General features: G+C 56.4%; 17 protein-coding genes and 1 pseudogene. 6 read left to right on the top strand and 12 right to left on the bottom strand.

Features of this window, described 5'->3' with window-relative positions:
* Positions 1–41: 41 nt before the first annotated feature.
* A complete protein-coding gene (locus B4967_RS13960; RefSeq protein ID WP_083025843.1) occupies positions 42–833 on the top strand; it encodes a dienelactone hydrolase family protein in 792 nt (263 codons plus the stop codon).
* A gap of 63 nt (positions 834–896) precedes the next feature.
* Here B4967_RS13960 and B4967_RS18165 read toward each other — a convergent pair whose 3' ends face one another.
* The 4 genes from B4967_RS18165 to B4967_RS13940 all read right to left on the bottom strand — a co-directional run bounded on the left by B4967_RS18165 (position 897) and on the right by B4967_RS13940 (position 3,518).
* Positions 897–1,067, bottom strand: a complete 171-nt coding sequence (locus tag B4967_RS18165; RefSeq protein WP_192859216.1) for a hypothetical protein — start codon at positions 1,065–1,067, stop codon at positions 897–899.
* Positions 1,068–1,170: 103 nt separating this feature from the next.
* On the bottom strand, positions 1,171–2,172 hold the full coding sequence (locus tag B4967_RS13950; RefSeq protein ID WP_083025840.1) for an aldo/keto reductase: 1,002 nt from the start codon (positions 2,170–2,172) through the stop codon (positions 1,171–1,173).
* Between the two features lie 26 nt (positions 2,173–2,198).
* Positions 2,199–3,233 carry a hydrolase gene (locus B4967_RS13945; RefSeq protein WP_083025838.1) on the bottom strand — a complete coding sequence of 345 codons (1,035 nt, stop codon included), beginning with the start codon at positions 3,231–3,233 and terminating at the stop codon, positions 2,199–2,201.
* Positions 3,234–3,335: 102 nt separating this feature from the next.
* A complete protein-coding gene (locus B4967_RS13940) occupies positions 3,336–3,518 on the bottom strand; it encodes a hypothetical protein (RefSeq protein WP_083025836.1) in 183 nt (60 codons plus the stop codon).
* A 203-nt stretch (positions 3,519–3,721) separates the two neighbouring features.
* Here B4967_RS13940 and B4967_RS13935 point away from each other — a divergent pair, with 203 nt between their 5' ends.
* From B4967_RS13935 to B4967_RS13925, 4 genes are read left to right on the top strand one after another with little or no spacing between them, the layout of a single operon-like run.
* Positions 3,722–4,384 (top strand): ABC transporter ATP-binding protein, encoded by a 663-nt coding sequence (locus B4967_RS13935; protein ID WP_083025834.1) that lies wholly within the window; start codon positions 3,722–3,724, stop codon positions 4,382–4,384.
* Entirely contained in the window at positions 4,384–4,878 is a 495-nt protein-coding gene (locus tag B4967_RS19730; protein WP_243470604.1) for a hypothetical protein, read from the top strand. The genes B4967_RS13935 and B4967_RS19730 overlap by 1 nt, the downstream gene beginning before the upstream one ends.
* A 25-nt stretch (positions 4,879–4,903) precedes the next feature.
* A complete protein-coding gene (locus B4967_RS21080; protein WP_340638785.1) occupies positions 4,904–6,862 on the top strand; it encodes an FtsX-like permease family protein in 1,959 nt (652 codons plus the stop codon).
* Entirely contained in the window at positions 6,859–8,031 is a 1,173-nt protein-coding gene (locus tag B4967_RS13925) for a lipocalin-like domain-containing protein (RefSeq protein WP_243470603.1), read from the top strand. The genes B4967_RS21080 and B4967_RS13925 overlap by 4 nt, the downstream gene beginning before the upstream one ends.
* A gap of 8 nt (positions 8,032–8,039) precedes the next feature.
* Here the strand turns inward: B4967_RS13925 and B4967_RS21415 are convergent.
* Both B4967_RS21415 and B4967_RS13910 read right to left on the bottom strand, forming a co-directional pair.
* A pseudogene (locus tag B4967_RS21415) lies at positions 8,040–10,404 on the bottom strand (putative inorganic carbon transporter subunit DabA).
* On the bottom strand, positions 10,401–12,011 hold the full coding sequence (locus tag B4967_RS13910) for an NADH-quinone oxidoreductase subunit L (RefSeq protein ID WP_083025829.1): 1,611 nt from the start codon (positions 12,009–12,011) through the stop codon (positions 10,401–10,403). The pseudogene B4967_RS21415 and the gene B4967_RS13910 overlap by 4 nt, the downstream one beginning before the upstream one ends.
* Positions 12,012–12,141: 130 nt before the next feature.
* On the opposite strand from B4967_RS13910, the gene B4967_RS13905 reads away from it, so the two are divergent.
* Positions 12,142–13,029: a LysR family transcriptional regulator gene (locus B4967_RS13905; RefSeq protein ID WP_083025827.1), complete on the top strand. Its 888-nt coding sequence runs from the start codon at positions 12,142–12,144 to the stop codon at positions 13,027–13,029.
* A gap of 18 nt (positions 13,030–13,047) precedes the next feature.
* On the opposite strand, the gene B4967_RS13900 is transcribed toward B4967_RS13905, so the two are convergent.
* From B4967_RS13900 to B4967_RS13875, 6 genes are all read right to left on the bottom strand, one after another.
* On the bottom strand, positions 13,048–14,136 hold the full coding sequence (locus B4967_RS13900; RefSeq protein ID WP_083025826.1) for a flavin monoamine oxidase family protein: 1,089 nt from the start codon (positions 14,134–14,136) through the stop codon (positions 13,048–13,050).
* 211 nt (positions 14,137–14,347) lie between these two features.
* Entirely contained in the window at positions 14,348–14,968 is a 621-nt protein-coding gene (locus tag B4967_RS13895) for a hypothetical protein (protein ID WP_083025824.1), read from the bottom strand.
* A 106-nt stretch (positions 14,969–15,074) separates the two neighbouring features.
* Positions 15,075–15,653 (bottom strand): hypothetical protein, encoded by a 579-nt coding sequence (locus B4967_RS13890; RefSeq protein ID WP_207953640.1) that lies wholly within the window; start codon positions 15,651–15,653, stop codon positions 15,075–15,077.
* A gap of 23 nt (positions 15,654–15,676) precedes the next feature.
* Positions 15,677–16,132 (bottom strand): hypothetical protein, encoded by a 456-nt coding sequence (locus tag B4967_RS13885; protein ID WP_083025822.1) that lies wholly within the window; start codon positions 16,130–16,132, stop codon positions 15,677–15,679.
* A 96-nt stretch (positions 16,133–16,228) separates the two neighbouring features.
* Positions 16,229–16,567, bottom strand: coding sequence for a tRNA-binding protein (locus B4967_RS13880; protein WP_083025821.1), 339 nt, complete (start codon positions 16,565–16,567; stop codon positions 16,229–16,231).
* A 511-nt stretch (positions 16,568–17,078) separates the two neighbouring features.
* The gene (locus tag B4967_RS13875; protein ID WP_083025819.1) at positions 17,079–17,909 is read right to left on the bottom strand and encodes a 3-oxoadipate:acetyl-CoA acetyltransferase; all 831 of its coding nucleotides are present in this window, start codon (positions 17,907–17,909) and stop codon (positions 17,079–17,081) included.
* Between the last annotated feature and the right edge of the window lie 104 nt (positions 17,910–18,013).

Genomic DNA, 18,013 nt, shown 5'->3' with positions numbered 1-18,013 from the left:
GTTGACTATGCTTTAACTCCCACATCGACTTAGACACTACAATGCGCTTTAAAATCCCCACTCCCCTCTCAGTAATGGGTATTTCTACACTTTCTGCCCTTACCTTTTCCACCTTATTACTTTCCACAACGGTCTATGGCTATACCCCTAGCGGCAAAGACATCACTTACGACGTGAATGGCGAGAGTTTTGAAGGTTATTTTGTCTCCGCTGGAGAAGACGCTAAAGGCAGCGTGCTCATCGTACATGACTGGGACGGCGTCGATGACTACGAACGTCAACGGGCCGATATGCTCGCGGAACAGGGCTATGACGCATTTGCCGTGGATCTGTTTGGCGCTAACAATCGCCCACAATCAACGGAAGATAAGCAGGCCGCTACCCGAGCGCTTTACGAAGATCGCGAACGGATGCGAGAGCTTACCTTGGCAGGTTTAACGCAAGCCAGAGAAGCAGGCGCTAACCCAAACACGGTAATAATGGGGTACTGCTTTGGCGGCGCTGTGGCGCTTGAGATGGCTCGTTCTGGCGAGGCAAGTGACATAGCCGCGTACACCAGCTTTCATGGTGGGCTAGATACACCTGAGGGCCAAGCTTACCCCCAAGATACACCGCCCATTTTCATTGCCCATGGCGGAGCCGATGAATCAGTTAGCCTGGAGGACGTCGCAACGCTGGCAGGCGAGCTGGAAGAAGCTGGTGTCACCTATGAAATCGGCATCTACTCTGGCGCACCGCATGCGTTTAGCGTATTTGGCAGCGACCGCTACCATCAACGAGCCGATGAGCAGTCTTGGGCCACATTCAACCAGTGGCTTGAAGAGATGCTATAACGCGCATAAAAAATGGGTAGCCAAGGCTACCCATTTTTTAACGCTGATTGACTAGAGTCTAAACTACACCCTCGGCGCTTCGCTGTCGTCTTCTTCGTCTTCTTTGTGCGGCGTGGTCACCGTGGATACCACTTGGCGAACATCCTGAGCATTATATAGCCGTGCATCAATCACCTTAAGCACCGCTAACTGCGCAAAAAGCACCACAAAGCAGATGATTAAACCTTTTAACATGGTAATAACCCTGAATAAGGCGAAAAGCTCGCCTGAATGAATCGAATAGTAGCCCAGCGCAAAAAGAAAGCAACGGGCCACCGAAAATAAACTCGCTGCCTATTTATACAAACTCTTCTGTATCGATATCTGCCTGCTGCGCTTCGTTATAACGAGCACCGGCGATTTCTCCAGGCAGCATCATTTTATTGAGTTGTACCAAATCCTCATCGCTTAATACCACCTGCTCGGCGTAGAGGTTTTCCTGCATATGGCTAACGGAGCGCGACCCAGGAATGGGAATGACATGGTCGCCCTGCGCCTTTACCCAAGCAAGCGCCAGCTGGGCAGGCGTCATCTCTAAATCGTTCGCCATCGCATTAAAATGCGCCAGCAGCGTCAGGTTATGGGTCAGATTATCGCCATTAAAGCGCGGCATCCCGGCGCGCATATCGCCTTCCACATAGGTGGTATGGGCGTGAATAGCGCCAGATAGGAACCCGCGACCTAGCGGGCTAAAGGCCACCAGCGCGGTACCCAGCTCTTTACACGCTTGGCTAAGGGCTATCTCAGGATTACGCGTCCACAGCGAGTACTCAGACTGAACGGCTGCCACCGGGTACTCAGCGTGCGCCTTACGCAATGTGTCGGCAGAGATTTCTGATAAACCCACTGCACGCAGCTTACCCTCCTCGACCAATCGTCCAAGCGCGCCCACGCTCTCTTCAATGGGCACTTGGCGATCCATGCGGTGAAGATAGTAGAGATCCAAATGATCGGTGTCTAGGCGAGCCAGGCTCTCTTCACACTGGCGGCGCAGCGTTTCAGGCCGCCCATCAATCACCCGCTTGCCACTCTCTGGGTCCATGGCCATGCCGCACTTACTGGCCAGCAGCAGCTCACGACGTTTAGACGCTAGCGCTTTTCCTAACAGGCGTTCGTTCGCAGTACCGCCGTACAGCGTAGCCGTATCGAAATGGCGATAGCCCATCTCAAACGCGTCGTTCAGCGCTCTGATACCCTCCTCTTCCGGCACATACTGCCCGTAGCCGTGAGAAAGGTTCATACAGCCAAGCCCAATACGTGGCGATGCGACTTCCTTCAAACGTTCATAAAACCCAGACATTTGAAAACCTCAATAAGGGTGATTAATTATAATGCTATTGCCTGCGCGTTATATGTAGGCGCTGCATGAGGCACCTGGGCGTCTAGCCAGGTTGGCAACCGGTGTTCAAGATAGTAACGCGGCCGCCAGGGGCTGCCTTCTATAAACCCTACGTGCCCACCGCTGGGAAAGAGCTCCAAGGCAACACAGTCAGGTAAGGCTGCTGCCTTGGGAACGCTATGCGGGTAGATAAACGGATCGTCTTCCGCGTGCACGATCAGCGTAGGCACTTGAATGGCCGAGACAAAATAGGCGCTGCTACTGCGCTGATAATACTCATCGGCGCTTGCGAAACCATGCAAGGGGGCCGTGACGCGACCATCAAAATCCCAAAACGTCTTCATGCCTTCTAACGTTTCAAGAGACATGAGCCGCGCCAGCTCATCAGTGCGACCCTGCTGACGGAAAGCGTGCTGCTTAGATTCCACGTAATGACGTAAAGCACGCAGAAAGCGCGCTTGATACACCTTGGAAAACCCCTGGCTGATTCTATCCGCACAGTGATCCAAACGAAAAGGCACCGAAACCGCCACGGCAGCACGCAGCGGGCACTGGCTGCCCGTCTCGCCCAAATATTTTAAAAGGACGTTACCGCCAAGGGAGTAGCCCACGGCCACTAACGGCTTAGAGGGATAACGCGCCATTAGCTGCTTAACAATATCGGCAAGATCTTCACTGGCACCGGAGTGATAGCCTCGGGCACGGTGGTTAGGCTCACCGGAACACCCCCGCCAATTCACCGCCACACTCTGCCAGCCCCGCGCTGCCAGCGCCCGTTGTTGGCCCAAGATATACAGCGATGACGAACTACCCGTTAAACCATGGAGCAGAATAGCGCAGCGCGTCTGCTCGCCTTGCGGGCCGTACCAATCCAGATCAATAAAATCGCCATCTTCCAGCGTGATACGCTCGCGCTGCCGAGCAAGCTCAGGCTTAGAGCGAAACAGTGGGCTAAACAGCGTCTGCAAATGCCCGCCGGGCAGCCAGCGTGTGGGGCGAAAGAGGGAGTGAAGCGAACTCATACCATTGCGTACCCGCTAAGAAAACCGCTGGCTAGCTTAGCAAACTTTTAACAAAACGCAGTGGCCGCGCCGAATGGCTTTCTCGTTGCGCCTCAATTCCCGCTACTCTTCGACATCCACCTTGCGCAGGTCATCAATGCCTACTCCCTCGGGCAGGTCTTCCGGCTGGGCAGGCAGCCACACCGGGGATAGGTCGCTATCTTCTCGGCCATTTTTGTGGGTATGCCCAGGAATGCGATACACCACTCGCTCGTGCTTGTGATCCCACGCGTAGATTCTATCCATGTTTTCTCCTTGGTTTGCACTTCGTGATGAGCACTGTTCGATTGTTCGATTGTTCGATTTGAGACTAGACCAACATGGCACCACAAGCCGCCCTCACCCAGAGCTATCCAGCAAACACAAACTGCAAAAGATACGTATAAGTTACCGCCTTTTTGGTGAGCGCTTTGCTATAGTGACGACGATTAGTCACCCAGGAGACGCGCATGCTTGCCCTGCATCAGCTTAGTAAAACCTTCAGTACCCCTCAGGGCGAACTGCATGTGCTCCATCACGTGAACCTCACGCTTAAACAAGGCGAAAGCCTGGCGCTGATGGGCGAATCAGGTAGCGGCAAATCTACTCTGCTTCACTTAGCCGCCGGGCTGGATACTCCTGACCAGGGCAGCGTGGTCATCAATGGCCACACGCTCTCCGCGCTGAATGAAACCGAACGTGCAAAGCTGCGTCGCCAACAGCTCGGCCTGGTATTTCAGCAGTTTCATTTAGTGCCCAGCTTGAACGTGGCCGATAACCTGCGCCTACAAGCACGGCTTGCAGGCCGAGAAGACCCAGCGTGGAGCGCCTATTTGCTGGAGCGGCTGGGGTTAGCCGGCCGAGAAACGACCTACCCCGAACAGCTCTCTGGGGGCCAGCAACAGCGTCTTGCGATTGGTCGCGCCCTGGCCGTTCGCCCTGCGCTGCTGCTGGCCGATGAACCCACCGGCAACCTAGATGAGCACACCGCCGATAGCGTACTAAACTTGCTGCTATCGCTGGTGAAAGAGACCCAGTGTGCGCTGTTAATGGTCACCCACAGTGCGCGAGTAGCCGCGCCGTTGGACCGCGCTTTTAGGCTGCATCACGGCCAGCTACAGGACGCACGCTGATGATGAAGCGCGTCCTCATCACGCTCTTTAGCCACTACAAGCGCCACCCTGGGCAGCTGGCGATGCTGCTGGTGGGGCTATGGGTTGCCAGCGCCCTGTGGAGCAGCGTGCAAGCCATTAATGCCACGGCGAAAGAGAGCTACGCCCGAGCCAACGAGCTGTTCAGCGCCGACACCGAGCAGCTAGACCGCCTAGACAACGCGCCACTCAGCATGGACGACTACATCGCGCTGCGGCGAGCGGGGCTTCCGGTTTCGCCGCTGTTGGAAGCGAGGCTCAGCCATGAAGACCAACCGCTAACGCTATTAGGCATTGACCCCTTTACGCTGCCTTCAGGAGAGGGCAGCGGCTCATTCACTGAATTCATCACACCCCCTTGGCAAACTCAGCTCGCCCCGGACACTCTGCCCACTCTAGGGCTCAATCGTGGCGATTGCCCCAGGTGCGACGCCGCTACTCAGTGGGCAAGCGCTACCGCCCCTGCAACTGCGTAACGACCTGCCGCCAGACACTCTAGTGATGGATATCGGCGCGCTCTCTGCACTCTACGGTGAACAGGCCACACTGAGCTTGGTGAGCGCACCGGATGCCATTGAACAGCCGCCCAGCGGCTACCGAATCACCCGAGCGGCCAGCATTGCCTCTCCTGAACAGCTCACCGACAGCTTCCACCTCAATTTAACCGCGCTAGCGTTTCTCTCCTTAGTGGTGGGGCTGTTTATTGTTCAAGCCGCGCTAGGCTTAGCTATGGAGCAGCGGCTAACGACGCTGCGCACTCTTCGCGCCCTGGGCGCGCCCCCAGCCACTATTACCCTCGCCATATTGATTGAGTTACTGGTATTGGGTGGCATAGGCGCAGCCGCCGGGTTACTCAGTGGACTGTGGCTTGCCGGAAAACTGCTGCCAGATGTGGCCAGTACGCTGACATCGCTCTACCGGGCAGATGTTCAACAGTCACTCGCCCTGCCCTGGCATTACTGGCTAGGGAGCATTGCGATCACGCTGGGCGGCCTACTGCTGGCCGGTAGCGGTACGCTGTGGCGAGCGGCAAGCCTTAACGTGCTCGCCCTTGGGCACGCCTATGCCTGGCGCAGCGGCTACCAGCGCCAGCTAAGGCGCATGCTGATAGCGGGTGGTTTAGCGGCCCTACTTACCCTTGGGCTGGCCTTTTGGCTGAGCAGGCTACCTAGCGGCAGCGGCTTGATGCTGAGTTTCGGGCTGGTCGCGGCGCTGCTACTCACCTGTGCGCTCTGCTTACCGCCGCTACTCAATGCGGTATTGAACGGCTTACAAGCCGCTGTTCGTCGCGTTGCTCTGCTGCAGTGGGCCGTGGCGGATATGCAGCTACAGCTTCCCCGCTTATCGCTGGCCATGATGGCGCTATTGATTGCGCTCGCCACTAACTTGGGGGTCAGCAGCATGGTGGGCGGCTTTCGGCTGACGTTTTTAGACTGGCTAGACCAGCGCTTAAGCGCACCGCTGTATATCAATGCCGCGCCCTCTACCCTAGCCCCGCTCAACGACTGGCTGCGCGATCAAGAGAGCGTGCTGGAAATTCTGCCTACTGCCAGGGGCAATACAGATTTACTCAGTATTCGCTCAGCTTCAGGCAGTGAGCAGCCCGTTCAGGGCAGCATTTCTTTGTTTGGCATTCACCCCGTACCGCTACTCACTGACCACTGGCCGCTACTAGAGACACAGCACAGCAGCACCGCCGCCTGGCAGGCGCTCAGCCAAGGCAGCGTATTTATTAACGAGCAGATGGCGTTCGCGCAAGGTCTAGCCCCCGGCGACACGCTAACGCTGGCAAGCCGCCAAGGCCGAAGCGATGTCACCATTGCCGCTATTTACCCGGATTACGGCAACCCCCAGCCACAAATGGTGATGACCGTCGAGGCATTAACCCGGCGTTTTGAGGGCGAGCTGGCCACCGTAGGCGTTACCTTGCGGGACGGCGCTGACGAGGCGAGCTTTCGCCAAGCGCTGATGGAGGAGTTCAGCCTTTCCGGTGAAGCAGTGATCAATCAGCAAGAGGTGAAGCGGCTGGCCTCGCAGATCTTTGAGCGCACCTTCAGTATTACCCGCGCTTTAAATGGCCTTACCCTCGGCGTGGCCGCTTTGGCATTGCTCGCCACGCTGTTGGCCCAAGCGCATCAGCGCCAGCGCCAACTGGCCGCCTTATGGGCGCTTGGCGTGCCACGTCGAACGTTGGTCATTCTACCGTTGATGCAACTCGGTGGCCTTGCCCTGCTCACGGGCCTGTTTGCCCTGCCACTCGGTATCGCGATTACCTGCCTGCTGGTCGCGGTCATCAACGTAGCGGCCTTTGGCTGGCGGCTACCGCTGCAGCTGTTCCCGAGTGAAATAGCCATGATGCTGTTCACGGCAATCGCGGTGGCGCTACTGGCCGCCGCGCTGCCCTGCTGGAAACTATGGCGCAGCTCGCCTCGCGCACTGCTAAACGAGGGAGATGCATGAAACCACGTATGCGGCGCGTCTTATTAGCAATATGGATGGCAGCGGCGGCTGGCGTTAGTGCAGGGCTTGCGGGGTGCAGCGAAGAAGACGCCAACACGCCCACTGAGGGCTTTGCCGGGCTGGGCGCGCAGGCAGAAGGCTATGCCCAAGCCAGTGCCGCCGCGCCACTCGCGTTTCCGGAAGACCACGGCCCCCACCCGGATTACCGTATTGAGTGGTGGTATCTCACCGCTAACTTAGAAGATGAATCTGACCAGCCGCTAGGGCTTCAATGGACGCTGTTTCGCCAAGCGCTAGTGCCCCCGGAAGAGCGCCCAGCCTCTACCCCGTGGGCCAGCGACCAAGTGTGGATGGCGCATATGGGGCTTTCTCAAGGGGAAACCCACCTAGCGGCGGAACGCTGCGCCCGCAGCCACAGCGAACAGCCCCAAGGGCAGGCAGGTGTGATAGCGGCCCCATTTCAAGCGTGGATTGACGACTGGCTTTTTCAAAGCCCCGCCACGTCCAACTTTGAGCAATTTACGCTTAGCGCCTACAGCGGTGAAGGCAGCGAGCGCGTTGGCTACGAGCTAACGCTTTCAGCAGAAGGCCCACTGGTATGGCACGGCGAGAACGGTTTTAACGCCAAAACCGTTCAAGGCCAGGGCTCGCACTACTATAGCCAGCCGTTTTTACGTATCGAAGGCAGCGTCACGCTCAATGGCCAGCAAAAAGCCGTCACGGGTAATGGCTGGCTAGATCGGGAGTGGAGCAGCCAGCTATTAACGGCAGAACAGACCGGCTGGGACTGGTTTTCGCTGCATTTGAACGATGGCCGTAAGCTTATGGCGTACCGCTTACGTGGCGGTGGCGAGAACGGCGGCGACTATCTGTTTACCCACTTGTTTGACGCTGAAGGCACGACTCAACAGATGGGCACTGACCACGTCACGCTGACGCCACTCGCCACCAGCCGAGTGGCCCAGCGCGATATACCCACTACTTGGCAGCTGACACTGCCCAGCGCGGGGCTAGACCTCACCATTGAAGCCCGCGACCCCAACCGCTGGATGCCCACCACCGTGTCCTACTGGGAAGGCGATGTGACGGTGCGCGACACCACCACACAGGCAGCGCTCGGCGTGGGCTATTTAGAGATGACCGGCTATGAAGATCTCAGCGCTAAGTAGCTGGCCCCTCAAACGACAACCGGCTGCCAGCCTTCTGGCGAATAGCGCTCTAGGCCACCTTCTCCCATACGAGTAAGCCACAGCCAGCGGTGGTTGATTAAATCCGCCACCACCGGCTGGCGCTCAATAATCGCTTCGATGCGCTCTCTGGGCGCGTCGATCACCACGGTTAAGCGCAGCGGCTCGTGATGAAGCTTTTCGCCATCGCGCAGCGACTGCTCCGGCAGGCCAATGCGCAGTTGGGGCGAATTCCCTTCAATAACCCCCACATGGCCACCCACCACTGAGTGCAGCAGCTTATTGCCCGCACCGTACAGCCCAGGCACCACGGTAGACGCGTAGTACTGCAGGTTGATCCAACTGGCCACCAGCATCGGTGCCATCATCAGCCCCTCTAACACCTTACCTTCCGGATCTTGCTCTGGGCGGTAGTCGTGCAAGAACGCGCGCCCGTCCAGCGCTTTCCCTTGGGTACGCGCCCGTGGCGCTAAAATAAGCGCAGCGTTATTTACCAGCCCCCACTCAGGCCGTGGTTGCGACCAGTCGGCACCGCGCATAGCGAAGGTTTTCAGCCGCTCGATAGGATCGGCGTCATCCAGACCCAGGTCAGGTGCCCGCTCAAGACGCGTAGCCTCACCCGCCACGTGTACACCGCTTTCAAATGCGGCCAGCGCGTCTTCTAGCGCTTCGGGCATCTGCTCATCCCGGTAGACATGCACGCGGTCGGTGAGCGTGCAGTGGGTGGCGGCCAATACGTGAAAAGGGCTGGGCAACGTCATACCTGCGTGTTGTACGGCCTGCTGTACTTCTGGGTCGTTCAGCAGCGCAGCGGCCACCCGCGCATTCATGCCACCGCCCTGACCGCCACAGGCACCGCAGGTAAGCCCGGCGTGATGTGGGTTGTTTTCGCTTTGGGAGTCGTGGCCCACCAGTACCAGCAGCGACGCCGTGGGGGCTCCCAACAGCGTTAGCAGATTTTTCGCCAGCGCTATTTTTTCATGGCGGGCAATTGGCTCGCCGTCGTAGGTGTGGAAAAGCCCGGCGGGCGCTTCGCACTGGGGCACGGTTGCCTGTTTACGCAGGCTGTCTTTAATCAGCTTCCAGCCCCAGGCAATGCCGGTTGTTTCCACCAGAGTGAAGGTTGAAAGCGGCGCGTACTTCGCGTGGCGCACGCTTTGGCGCTGGCTCTCTTTTTGATAGCGCTGAACGCCCTGCTTCTGGGGCTGCAACGAGCCCCACCCGATAAGCAGGTTTTAACAACCCCGGCACGCGGGGCTGGGCACGCTCGGGCCCCGTAGCCGCATCGGCCACCGGCATAGCGAAGAACCCCGCCACGCCTAGCGTGGCCACGGTAGGCGTAGCCTGTTCTAAATGGCGACGAAACCGCTCAGAGCGCACGTCGATACAGAACGCAGCCTGTACCTTGGGAGCGGAGGAAGGCTCGGCACTCGGCGCGGCTAACGTCGCGGCTAGCGCCCGCTGATAGCCCAACTCATAGGCGTGCTGCCAACACCACAGCGCCTCATGCGGAGAAGTAATGGCCGCATCGGCGGTTTGCCACTGGGCAAACCACTCGCTCTGTTGGATGCTGGTGAGCTGGTCAACGCCTATCCACTCCCATGCCAGTACCATGGCAGCCAGCTGGGTAATGCCCGCCTCTGCCTGCTGGGGGGCAGTATGCCAACCAATGCCTTGGCACCAGGAAGCCCAGCCGTTAACCCGTAGCAGCAGCGTGTGGGCTAGCGCCTCAAACGCTTCCGGGGTGAGCGCCCAATCCTCGGCTATTTGCTCAACCGCTGCTGTGGGGTCATCTGGCAGAGCTTGTAACGCCTGGCGCTGCGCTTTAGGCCAGCGCAGATCGTGCTGTGCCGCCGTTTTCCAGAAGTGATAAAGCGAAGGCACAGCACGGCTTGCCCAGCGCTGTTGATGGTGATCGAAGTAGCTCGCACAGCTCTCCGCCAGCGGGTCAAACCCATCATGCCCTGCCAGGGAATCCCAGGCGCTGCGTAGCGGCGTTACCGGCTTTGGCGGTGTTGCCAAGTAGCTCATTAGGCTCTGCTCGGTATAAGCGTAGCCGCCTTGGCGCAGCGCCTGCTGTAGGTCTTGCGGAGTAACCCGGCCCGATTCCCAAGCGTTACGATAAAATTCGGCAGGCATGGTCATCGGCTGTCCGGCCCGGCGGCTGAGCGCGTGGCTCACCTGCTCAATGGGTTGATGCTTCAGGCCCCACCAGGGGTTGACCGCAATCCACTGGTCCAGCGGCCACACCGGGGCAATGGCGTCGGTCGCGCGCTTTAGCGCATCGCGATACTGCTCTGGCGACGGCACTGACGAATGGTGTGAGGATGTGTCTACGGCAATAGACTGACTCATGACCACTCTCCTTTTAAACCAGGGGCAAGCGATGAAGGACGCGACCAGGCACGAACGGGGGCTACCGCATCCACCGCACGCTGAAACGGCAGTGCCAGGTAAAGCCCCTGGCTAAAGTGAACACGCCAGCGGGCTACCCAGGCAGCCTGAGGGAACAGCGTGACGGCCCCTGCGGCCAGCACTAGGCTTGCCAGCATCAGTGCCCCTAAAAGGCCTGCCGTGAGTGTTAAGGGCGTGTAGGCGCTGGACAGCGCCGGTGCCAACACGCTATGTAGCAAGGCATACAGCGGCACCAGGGTAAGCGCCATTCCTACCAGCGCTAAACGCTTGGGTTTGGCTGTGCCTACCGGCATGCCCAACAGCGTGCTGCCCACCGCCAAACTAAGCAGTGCACCCAGCAGCGGATTATGGCTAACCAGCGAGGGCCATATCATCAGTACCATCGCCGCGACGACGGCCGCAGGCAGCGCAAGAGAAAGGCGCTGACGCAGCGGCGCAAGCGGCAGGCGCTCACAGCGCGAGGCCCTCACGGTACGGCCAGACGCCAAGAAGGAGTGAGCTTTGTAAAGCGAGTGCGCCAACAGGTGAGCCAGCGCCAAGGTGTACGCCCCTACGCCAATTTCGAACAGCATAAAGCCCATTTGCGCGCAGGTAGACCACGCCAGAGCATGCTTGACGGAGGTTTGGGTCAGCATCGTCATCACCGCGACCAGTGCGGTAAAACCACCCACCGCAATGAGCAGGTAGTGGCCCAGCGTTAGGCCATCAAACACCGGGAACAAACGCAGCCACACAAAGCCCCCCAGGTTAATCACCCCCGCATGCAGCAGCGCGGAAACCGGTGTGGGGGCTTCCATGACTTTGATCAACCAGCCATGCATCGGCACCTGGGCGCATTTGCACAGTGCCGCGATGGCCAGCGCCACTGAGGCGGCCTCCACCTGCCAGCCGCTAGAGGACGCCGCAGCGGCCGCAAACAGCTCAGGTAGCTGAAAGGTACCGAAGCGTGCGTAGAGAAGCGCTACCGCTACAATCAGCGCGGCATCGCCTAAGCGGCTTACCACAAATTTTTGCCATGCCGCCCGTTGGGCTTCAACCCGCTCAGGGTAGAGCGTTAGCAAGTGGTGCAGCGCCACACTCACGCCCACCCAGGCAATCAGCATCACGACTAGGTGATGGGTAAAGACCAGCAGCATCACGCTTGCCAGCACCACCAAGCACCAGGGCAAAAACCGACGCTCGCCACGATCGCCCTTTAGATAGTTCTCTGCAAAACGCAGCAGCACCGTGCCTAACAAGCTGATCAGTAGCGCCATCCACACGGCCAAACCATCCGGATACAAGCCCAGCGGCTGAGCGGCTTCGGGCAGGCCGGTAGGTACACCCAGCGCATCCAGCACCAGTAGCCCGCCCACCGCTAGACTCGCGACCAGCGCGCTTGCCGTTAACCAGCGGCCTATTTGCCAAGCGCGCTTCAGCGATGCGGGCGTGCTGGCCCGTGCGCTGACGCCCGCCATCACTAACAGCGAAACCGGGACCAGTAACCACAGCGCCAGTAGTGATAGCACCGTTATGGATAGCACCGTTATGTCGACGAAATTTGGCATAGCCTTTCCCCCTTAGTCGTATGCCACCGACTATGCCCAGCTCGTCACCATATAAAAAATAGTTTATTTTTGATAAATCGTTCTTTAAAACAGAACGAATAGCCAACACGCAGCCTGAGGCCCCTCTGCCATGAAGCTCAACTACCATCATCTGTACTATTTTTGGCAAGTGGCGAAATCGGGCCACCTGACGCGCACGGCCGAAGCTCTGCACGTGTCACAGTCGTCGCTTTCCCAGCAAATTCGCCAGTTAGAGGAGCGCTTGGGCCAAGCGCTGTTTATTCGCGAAGGGCGGCAGCTGCATCTTTCCGAAGCGGGCAGGCTGGCGTTTGATTACGCGGAAACCATCTTCACCCAAGGCGAAGAGCTGAGCGCGCTGTTTGCTGAAGGCGGCCACGCCCACCGCGAGGTGGTGCGCGTAGGCGCAGTGGCCACGCTATCGCGCAACTTTCAGGAAGGATTTGTACGGCCACTGCTGGGCCGAGACGACCTGGATTTGATACTGCAAAGCGGTGGCATGGATGACCTGCTAAGGCGGCTTTCTGCTCACAAGTTAGACGTAGTGCTCTCTAACCAACCCGTGCGTGGCGATAGCGAACACCCCTGGCGCTCGCAACGCCTGGCACGTCAGCCGGTGAGTTTGATTGCATCGCCTCACCTCTCGCCGCCACCCAGCTTTCCCAACGGCCTGAGCGGTCACGCGTTTATTCTGCCTGGGGTGGAAAACGCCACTCGCCACGCCTTTGACCAGCTGTGCAGCCACTACCGGCTAACGCCCAAAATTGCCGCCGAGGTAGATGACATGGCGATGATGCGCCTACTGGCGCGGGACACGCAGCACATTGCCGTTATGCCCCCCGTGGTGGTGCGCGACGAGCTGCACAACGGCACGCTCAAAGATTACGGCGCGCTGCCCGGCGTATGGGAGGAGTTCTACGCAATTACCATTCAGCGCCGGTTTGAATCCCCTAGCTTAAAAGCGCTGCTCACGCGCTCGGGCGAATCGCTGCTGGATTAGCGCTTGGGCACAAGCGCCCTACTTCGCCAACACATCCGCTACGCCACGTTCGGCGGCTTCAAGGGCACCTGCCAAGTAACCGGCATACTGCTCCCCCCACTCGCTCCCAATGCCGGTTAAGCAAGGCTGCCAAGGCCCATCGGCAGCGCGAACAGGCGGTGCCATGCCATGATGCTCGCTAGGTTGTTGATCGGTGTGGGTAGCGGTGAACGATTCCTGCGCCCAGTCTTTAATCACATCCTGCTTTGGGTTAGCCGCTTCCGGGCCAAACAGCCTGGCTAGCTGTGCGCGGCAATGCTGGCGCAGCGCCTCATCGCCTATCTGCGCTCGTGCGCTGGCAGGTATGCTAAAAAAGCCAAACAGCGCTCCGTGACCATCCGGATGAGATGCATCATGAATTTCGCCCAGCGGGCCGATCAAGCTACGCGCCTCTCCGGAAAGCTGCTCCTCTCGCCAAAAAGGCGTGGCATACAGCGCCACGTATTTGCCATGGGGAGCCATCCAAGTCGCGGTATTGGCCCACTGGTGGGCAAGACGCTCCGGCAGCGGTGGCGTAAAGGTTATCGCCTGCGCCGCCAACCTGGGCGGCACTGCCAGCAGCACGTGCTGCGCGCTGTAACGCTGCCCGCTCGCACACGCCAGTACCACATGGCCATTGCGATTGAGCGACATAGCCTGAACCGCCTGCCCGGTGTGAAGTCGCGAAGATTCAACACGCTGGCGCAACGCATCAATCAAAGCCTGCATGCCGCCCTGTAGCCGCATCGAAGACGGCTGATTCGCAAAGCCCTGCATACGCACAGGCGGCATCTGGTGAGAGCGCTCCACCACCATATCGCCCGTTTCATGCTGAGCAAACGACGACAGCCCCAGCGATTCCACCAGCGCCCCCAGCGCGTGCTGAAACCCTGGCCAAAACCACGAAGGCCCCAGATCAAACACTTCAGAAGCATGGGCCTCATCCGGCACCAGTGACGCAATACGCCCACCCACACGCTCCCGCGCTTCCAATACCACGTAATCGGTGATGCCCCGCTGTTCCAATAAATAAGCAGCATACAGCCCCGCCAAACCAGCGCCCACGATGACGATGCGTGTTGTTTGCATGAAGAGGTCTCGGTGGTGGGTTAGGGTTGGGAGGATAGCTTAGCTGGGTGGGTTTTGGGGTGGTTGGATAAAGGGAGTGCTGCTGTATTTGAGTCAGCTAACGGCCAAGAGCAGCCTTTCAGGAGCCACTGATATAGCGCTTTAACGCTTGGCGCAACGGCGCCAGCTTGCGAGCGTTCGGCAACCGAAGGCTGCGAAATGCCGCGACTTGTTAAGTTCCATTTGCGATGGTTTCGAAGAAGCTTGTTACGTCTTTTAAGCATGGAAACTCTTCGAGATCACGTCCCCACATTCCACCAACATCCCTGTATAGAAGATAAAGGTATGGGTGATACTTTTTATAGAATTCCGTTAAATTTAATTCGGATACTCGTTCAAATGAGGCGTGACCTGAAACCTTGTTTCTGTAAGTGCGAAAGCCCTCTCCAAAATTCTCTGGAATTGGCAGTAAGCCTTCATAATAAGAAATATGATTTTCCCAACTTGGGGCTCTTCCTTGGCTAATCCGGTCTATCCTTGCTTTAACAACTCTGTGAGCATCACCAGTTAACAGTAAGTCAAGATACTCTGTACGTTCTGGGCCTCGCTTATTAGTAATGCTGGTATTTCCAGCATCTCTTGCATGACAAGCCATTAAAAACTCATACAAATGATGGATAAAATATGAATACGCATTATAGGCCCGATAAGAAATTTCTTTATTTTGGCCTGAAAGAATTATCCCTTCCGCTGTGACTCGAAATCTCTCAAAAGCATCTCTGCACTTATAATATTCATGCGTAATTGCTTTGCAGTGATCTGAATCCGTTTCCGTACCTATTTCGATTCGCACGACTCCTCCTGAAACTTAACGCCCACATATGGGGCGGCTGTAACATAGCGAGGAACGAGCGCAGTGCAAGCCGTCCCAGCCACGTAGTGGCGCCATAATGTGTTTGTTAAGTGTACTTCTCATAGTGAGGCGCAACCAGTTCATCCCACAACTCTGCACTGCCCAAAATCCTAGTATGTTGCTTCAGGTTTTCGTTCATGAACTGTATCAATTCTTTGAGCGCTTCATGCAATAGCTGAAGCCACGAGTCGCACCCAACTGTGTCACAATAGAAATCCTCTTTATTTCCTCTAAAGTCCCATGCGTCTAGCCTGTACCTAAGGCCGACAGGTAAAGAATCGAGGCTTAAAATTTGATCTCCGTACTTATCCTTAAAGCCGGGCTGAAGATAAGGCTCGGCATCTTTCAGCATTTCACGCACTCTATGGCTGTATTTCTCGACCCACTTAACCAGTTCCTTGCCTTTTTTATCACCGCTGTGAAAGTAACTGAGAAATGACTTTAGTATTGATTCAATTCCCATTCTAAGATCGATAAAGCACTTAGCGCGCCTTGACCTGGGCGTAAAGAAAAGCGGGCCATCGCTAAAAAAACAGTGATCGAATCTAATTTGAAAATCTAGCGCGTCGTGAAAAAAGTGATTTGACACTTCAATGCGGTCCGGTTTAGTAGTCTTGGCTTCCATCTTGCCTCCTTACACTTAACGCCTCAAACACCGGCCTGGTGAAGTTGGCGACTTTTTTGGAACAAAAAAGGTGACAGCTTTGCCAAGTCCGAGTGCTTTGACTTGTTAAGTGTTGCCGACGTTGATTGATCGCTGTTGCTTTGCTTTTTGGTGTATATGTCATTACCCAATGTAACGGCAAGAACCAGTAACGTTAGTAGGGCCAACCAGTACATTTGCCAGTGCCGCCTTTTGGTACGTTTTGCTTCGATGAGCCGGAAGACATTCGAGTAAGCATTATTAAACGTATTTATATATGCCTGATTGTCCATTGGCTTAAACAAGCCATCCCCATTTTCGGTTTTAGGGAAATGCTGGCAAAGAACCTGCAAAAACTGCTTCAGTTCATTTTCAGACGCGTCAATTAGATCAGGCGAGAATGCATAACACAGAACATCAGCCTGCTGCTTTAGAGTATTTTCGTAGGTGTAGCGCTTCATATTTTCCCTGACACTTAACGCCCCGCTAAACGGCGAGCGTTAGCGAGTCCGGTGTAGGCTGCGTTTTTTGCAGCCGGAACGAATTTGAGCGGCTTGTTATGCCAACCGAGCTCCATTTGGCAGCTCCATATCAACGGTTGAAAGCACAACAGAACCATCAGGCCGGTGCAACCCAGTGACTAAACATTCAGACATGATGGGGCCAATTTGTTTTGGTGGGAAGTTTACGACTGCCAGCACCTGCTTACCCAACAGCTCTTCTTTGGTGTATAAATCAGTGATCTGCGCACTAGATTTTTTGATACCAAGCTCTTCTCCAAAATCCACTTGTAACTTATAAGCAGGTCGGCGAGCCTCTGGAAAGTCTTCTACATCGACAATGGTTCCAACGCGGATATCAACCTTTTGAAAATCACCCCAATCAATATGTTCCATAATTCACCTTAAATACTTTGTGTGCATAACAGCGTATTAGACAGCGCGTTCTATGATTGAATGAACGTGCTGGCACTTTTGTCCGGCAAATGCAGCCCACCAGATTTTCCCAAGCCTATGATTCTTATATAAATTAATTTAAATTAGGCTATATATACAAAACTCGCGCGCCCGCTGCATTTCCCGGCATGACCGCTTTGGGTCGAAAGCCGTCAAAACAAGGAAAGCTCATCATCCTTAACCAACAGTAGCGAAAACAGCAGCCTCTGTCACGCGTCTCGTATACGGCAATGAGCGTCTATCTATTGAACACGGTATCAGCTATGGATAGGTACTGCCTTGATGGTGACGCCGTGAAATACACCCTTTGCGCTAAGCACTGGCCTGCTGGAAGATATAGGGTAAACAAAAGAAAAAGCCCTTTCGTGAAAGGACTTTTCGAGATAGACAAAATCGGCACACTACTCTCACTGCCACTGTTTTGCCTCTAAAGCAGCACCTACCCATAGCCTTACACCATTGGCAGTCCCAGTATGTCGCGGGCTTGCTGCCAGGTGGCAACCGGGCGCTGGTATTTTTCGCACAGCGCGACGGTTCTATCGACCAGGGCGGCGTTGGAAGCGGCTAGGGTATCGCGATCTATCCGCACGTTGTCTTCAAGACCAGTACGGGTATGGCCGCCTGCGGCAATCGACCATTCGTTAAGCCGGTATTGGTTGGCTCCTATGCCTGCGCCGCACCATTGGGCGTCGGGGGCTAGTCGCTTGAGTGTTTCAATGAAGAAGTCAAAGCTGTGTTTGTCGGCGGGCATTGAGTTTTTTACCCCCATAACGAACTGAACGTATAACGGCGCTTTTAACTTGCCCTGCTTTGAAAGCGCGACCGCCTGATGGATGTGCGAGAGATCAAACGCCTCAATTTCAGGCTTCACGTTGTACTTGAGCATTTCGTCTGCCAACAACTCCACCAGTTGGGGAGGATTTTCGTAGACGCGGCTGGGGAAATTATTCGAGCCCACCGATAGGCTGGCCATATCCGGTTTCAGCGGCAGCATGCCGCCGCGAGCTTCGCCAGCCCCAGATCGGCCACCGGTGGAAAGCTGGATAATCATGCCCGGGCAGTGTTTCTTGAGCCCCTCCATCAGGCGGCCAAATTTTTCTGGGTCGGATGACGGCGTTTGATCGTCGTTACGCACATGGCAATGCGCAATACTGGCCCCGGCTTCAAAGGCTGCCTGGGTGCTCTCTATTTGCTCATTAACGGTAATGGGCACCGCCGGATTGTTTTCTTTACGTGGCAGGCTTCCCGTAATGGCAACACAGATAATGCACGGCTGAGACATAAACACCTCGCTTTATTTTTATAAGAAGAAATCAAGATAGAAATAAACGTTAGATGTACTACGGCTAACACCTAACATTAACCTGAATCCGTGAAGCCGGCGCC

This window comes from Vreelandella lionensis (assembly GCF_002087295.1).
In the GTDB taxonomy this organism is placed as follows: Bacteria; Pseudomonadota; Gammaproteobacteria; order Pseudomonadales; family Halomonadaceae; genus Vreelandella; species Vreelandella lionensis.
The sequence above is the reverse complement of the archived record's forward strand: the minus strand, read 5'-3'. Positions and strand labels throughout refer to the sequence as shown.